The organism is Streptomyces sp. UNOC14_S4, from assembly GCF_020740835.1.
Lineage (GTDB): Bacteria > Actinomycetota > Actinomycetes > Streptomycetales > Streptomycetaceae > Streptomyces.
In genome coordinates, this window is record NZ_JAINFC010000649.1 from 1 (window position 1) to 3,620 (window position 3,620).

At 68.7% G+C, this 3,620-nt stretch carries 3 protein-coding genes and 1 pseudogene; 1 reads left to right on the forward strand and 3 read right to left on the reverse strand.

Annotated features, from left to right (window positions below; genetic code table 11):
• Window positions 1–375: pseudogene (locus K6I34_RS33680) on the forward strand (TerD family protein); the annotation flags it as partial.
• A 63-nt stretch (window positions 376–438) separates the two neighbouring features.
• Here K6I34_RS33680 and K6I34_RS33685 read toward each other — a convergent pair.
• The 3 genes from K6I34_RS33685 to K6I34_RS33695 all read right to left on the reverse strand — a co-directional run bounded on the left by K6I34_RS33685 (window position 439) and on the right by K6I34_RS33695 (window position 2,257).
• Window positions 439–1,005 (reverse strand): DUF1048 domain-containing protein, encoded by a 567-nt coding sequence (locus K6I34_RS33685; RefSeq protein WP_229331842.1) that lies wholly within the window; start codon window positions 1,003–1,005, stop codon window positions 439–441.
• Complete coding sequence (locus K6I34_RS33690) at window positions 1,002–1,412, reverse strand: PadR family transcriptional regulator (RefSeq protein ID WP_229331843.1); 411 nt, start codon at window positions 1,410–1,412, stop codon at window positions 1,002–1,004. Before K6I34_RS33690 ends, K6I34_RS33685 begins: the two co-directional genes overlap by 4 nt.
• A gap of 122 nt (window positions 1,413–1,534) precedes the next feature.
• Window positions 1,535–2,257 (reverse strand): Pr6Pr family membrane protein, encoded by a 723-nt coding sequence (locus K6I34_RS33695; RefSeq protein WP_229331844.1) that lies wholly within the window; start codon window positions 2,255–2,257, stop codon window positions 1,535–1,537.
• Between the last annotated feature and the right edge of the window lie 1,363 nt (window positions 2,258–3,620).

The following is a 3,620-nucleotide window of genomic DNA, read 5'->3' on the forward strand; positions in this document are numbered from 1 at the left end:
GACCCCACCCACTGCCCGGGCATGACGACGGTCACGTGGTCCCCGCAATGGGGTGTGCCCCGCCCGGTCCAGACGTGCGGCGGCTGCGCGCAGCGGGTGCAGACCACGCCTCCGCCGTACTACACCCAGCCGCAGGCGGGGTACCCGCAGGCTGGCTACCCGCAGCCGGTCCAGCAGGGCTACCCGGCTCAGCAGGGCTACCCCGCCCAGCACGGTGACCCGCAGCAGGGCGGGCAGCAGCAGGGCGGCCGCCGCTTCGGCACGGGTGCGCTCATCGGGGCGGGCGCGGCCGGTCTGGTCGGCGGCGCGCTGCTCAACGAGGCGTTCAGCGACGACGAGCCCGACGTGATCGTCAACAACTACTACGAGGACTGACCGGTGCGGGTGCCCGCCGTCCCGAGGGGAGGCGGGCACCCGTTCCCGGCCCACGCCGAGTGATCAGCCCTTCCTCTTCTTCCGTACGTTCTTCCGTACGGCGGCCACCGCGCCGGGGAGCACGAACAGCGCCGTGCCCCAGAGCGGTACCTGGAGCAGCGTCGGGCGCCCGCCGACCAGGAAGAGCAACAGCAGCACGACGGGGAACGCGAAGCACAGCCCCATCCACTGCCACAGCGGCCAGCGCAGCACGGCACGCCAGTACGGAGTGGAGGACATCACGACGGCGAACAGGGCGACCGCCACGATCGAGGCGGGCACGACGGGCGTCCGGGTGGTCCATCCGATGAGGTGACCCGCCGCCAGCAGCGCGACCGCCCCGGCGTACGCGTGCTCGCCCAGGCGGCGGAACAGCACGCCGCGGTCGGCCACCGCCCGCCGAGCCGTCGCCCAGTCCGTGGCGAACGCGGTCACGTCCTCGCCCACGACGGCCTCCGGGGCCTTGCCCGCGCGGGCCGCGTCCTCCAGGTGGTCCCGCAACTCCGCGAGCATGTCCGCGAGGTCCGGTTCGGGAACGTCCTGGAACATCCACTCCGTGCGGCAGTGGTCGAGCACTTGGTCCTTGGTCACGCGATCCCCCCAGTCATGCGATGTCCTTCTGCGTTCGTTCCCTCTGCGATCTCGACCTCGACGGACAGCGTCCGTCCGACCGACCGCGCGAACTCCTCCCAGGCCGCCCGCCCCGAGCCCAGCTCGGCGAGCCCGGCCCCGGTCAGCCGGTAGTACTTACGAGGCGCGCCCCCCGACTCCGACGGCCGCCGAAAACTCTCGAGCAGGCCGGCTTTCTCCATGCGGGCGAGCAACGGATAGATGCTCCCCTCGCTCACCAGCTCCATCCCGCGTTCCGCCAGCCCTTCGACGATCTCGAAGCCGTACCGCGGCCGCTCGGCGACAAGCGCCAACAGACACAGATCGAGCACCCCCCGCAACAACTGACTGCGCCGTGGGTCGCTGTCCTTCGACCCCTTCATTGTCATGCGGTGCATGATAGTGGATCGGGGACCGACCACGTCCAGGACGCACACAACGGACGACGACCAACGGAAAGCGGGCACGGTCCGGCTACGGACCGTGCCCGCCTGCGTCAGCGGCGCCGCGCCTACCCAGGAGTGCGCAGCCCGGGGCGGAAGCGGTCGATCAGGAAGATCACGAGAGCCAGGCCGTAGAAGGCCAGGCCGAAGGTCACGGCATTGCCGAGCACACCGAGGTAGCCGTGGAGGTCGGCGTCGAGGAACGGATAGGGATAGCGCCCCTCGATGCCCGGGGAGAGAAAGGCGGCACGAATGAGGGCGAAGGGGAAGTACAGCAGCGGGTAGAGCAGCCACTGCGCGGCGAAGACGAACCTGAAGCGGCCCGGAGCGGTCAGCAGCAGCCAGTCGAGCACGGCGGCGATGGGGGTGACCGTGTGAAGGAGCTGGTTCGCGATCGATTCCAGCGGAGTGCGTTCCGCGGTCATGGAGAAGCCGCTGGACGCGTTGTCGAGCACGAAGTGGAAGACGACGCCCGTGATGCAGATATAGAGGAGAGCCGCACCGGTGAGCCGGGGAGAAACAGCGGGCCGGGCAGTCCAGGCACGGTGGGCGGACCAGGCGAAGACGAGCGCGACCAGGATGTTGGACTGGATCGTGAAGTAGCTGAAGAGCCGCCCGAGGTCGTGCGAGTCGATGACATCGAAAACGATGCCGGTCAGCGCGGCCAGCGAGACGAGAGCGCGAAATGCCGCCACGACGGGACGACGACTCACCGGGACGACGGCCGCCGCCGGGACGCGCGCGGTGCTCGCCGTACCGATGCCGGAACGGGAAGAGGACGGGTCGATCATCCGTCCACCGTACGTGTGATTCTACGCAAACGCTCTAATACTGGCGAAGTCGGCACACCCGGATCGTCGCGTCACGCCGAGGCAACGCGCTCGGCGCCGGGAGTCCGGAGGAGTCCGGCTTGCCTGCCGACTGGATCGACAGGCAGGCGCGCAGCCGAAATGACGACTTCGGTGCCTGTGATCCCGCACTCGTGGGAGTGGGAGGGTGATCCCGACGACGAGTTCATCATGGCCGTCACGGACGGCCACACCGGCAAAGGCCGGGGCGAGTGCGGACCCCGCATACCCCGCCGAAGCCGATCAACGAACGCCTCGGCCACACCGACGGGTCCGTCCAGCCCTGCCAACGACCGCATCACCCCCGAGATGCGCCAGGTGCTCACGGAAGGCCGGTTCCGGAAGGGCGGCGCGGTGGACGGCCCCACCGTCCGCCGTCCCCCCACCCCGACCACTCCTTGCGCAGCCGCGAAGTAAGCAGGTCAGCGGCACTCCCCGTGACTGCTCACCCCGAGGGAAGGGAGATCCTGCCGGACCGGCGCCATTATTTCTGCGAGAACGTTTTCTGCGGATAAGGTGCCGTCGAGGCGCTGGCCTCGGATGGGCGCGTCAGGCACAGGTCGGGGGCTTGGTACGCATTGGGACCAGCGAGCTTCGGCGGGTGCGCGGACGAAGACCTTCTCCCGGATTTCTCCCGGCAGACCTTGAGCAACCCTGCCGGAACGGCGGCAGGCAGATAGTGGCGAGCAGCTCTACCCATGGCTCCCATGCAAGCGCCACCAGACCCGGCCGGGAGCCAGGGGTTACCCCGGTCACCGCCTGAAGCCTGGCCTGCCGGTCAGCTAGATCGATAAGCTGCCGCGGACCCGAGATACCTCGCCGAGAGAGCGACCCGTATGCCGCTTAAACCCGAAGCCCGCTTCACCCGACTCTCTGGAAGTGAATGAAAACGGGGTGCGAACGGGATAAGTGCGCTGGTCAGGAAGTGTGGTCCCCGCGGGCGCGGGGGTGTTCCGCCGGTCGCGGTCGAGGTGTTGCGGGTGCCGTTGTGGTCCCCGCGGGCGCGGGGGTGTTCCGCTGTTGTGGATGACGATGTCGAAGCCGTAGATGTGGTCCCCGCGGGCGCGGGGGTGTTCCCTCGACCCCGTACGGGGGTGGCTCATCCCCGTGGTGGTCCCCGCGGGCGCGGGGGTGTTCCTCGCAGCGCTGGAGCATGGCATCGAGTGTCCACGGACGCGGCTGTCGGCGACGGTCGAACTCTGACCCTTTGACGGCGTGTCAATACTGACCCATTTGTGGATCTTCATCTCATTCTGGCCTTGCTGATCAAGGTCAGGAGGAAAGGGTGATCCTCGTGGAAGACTGG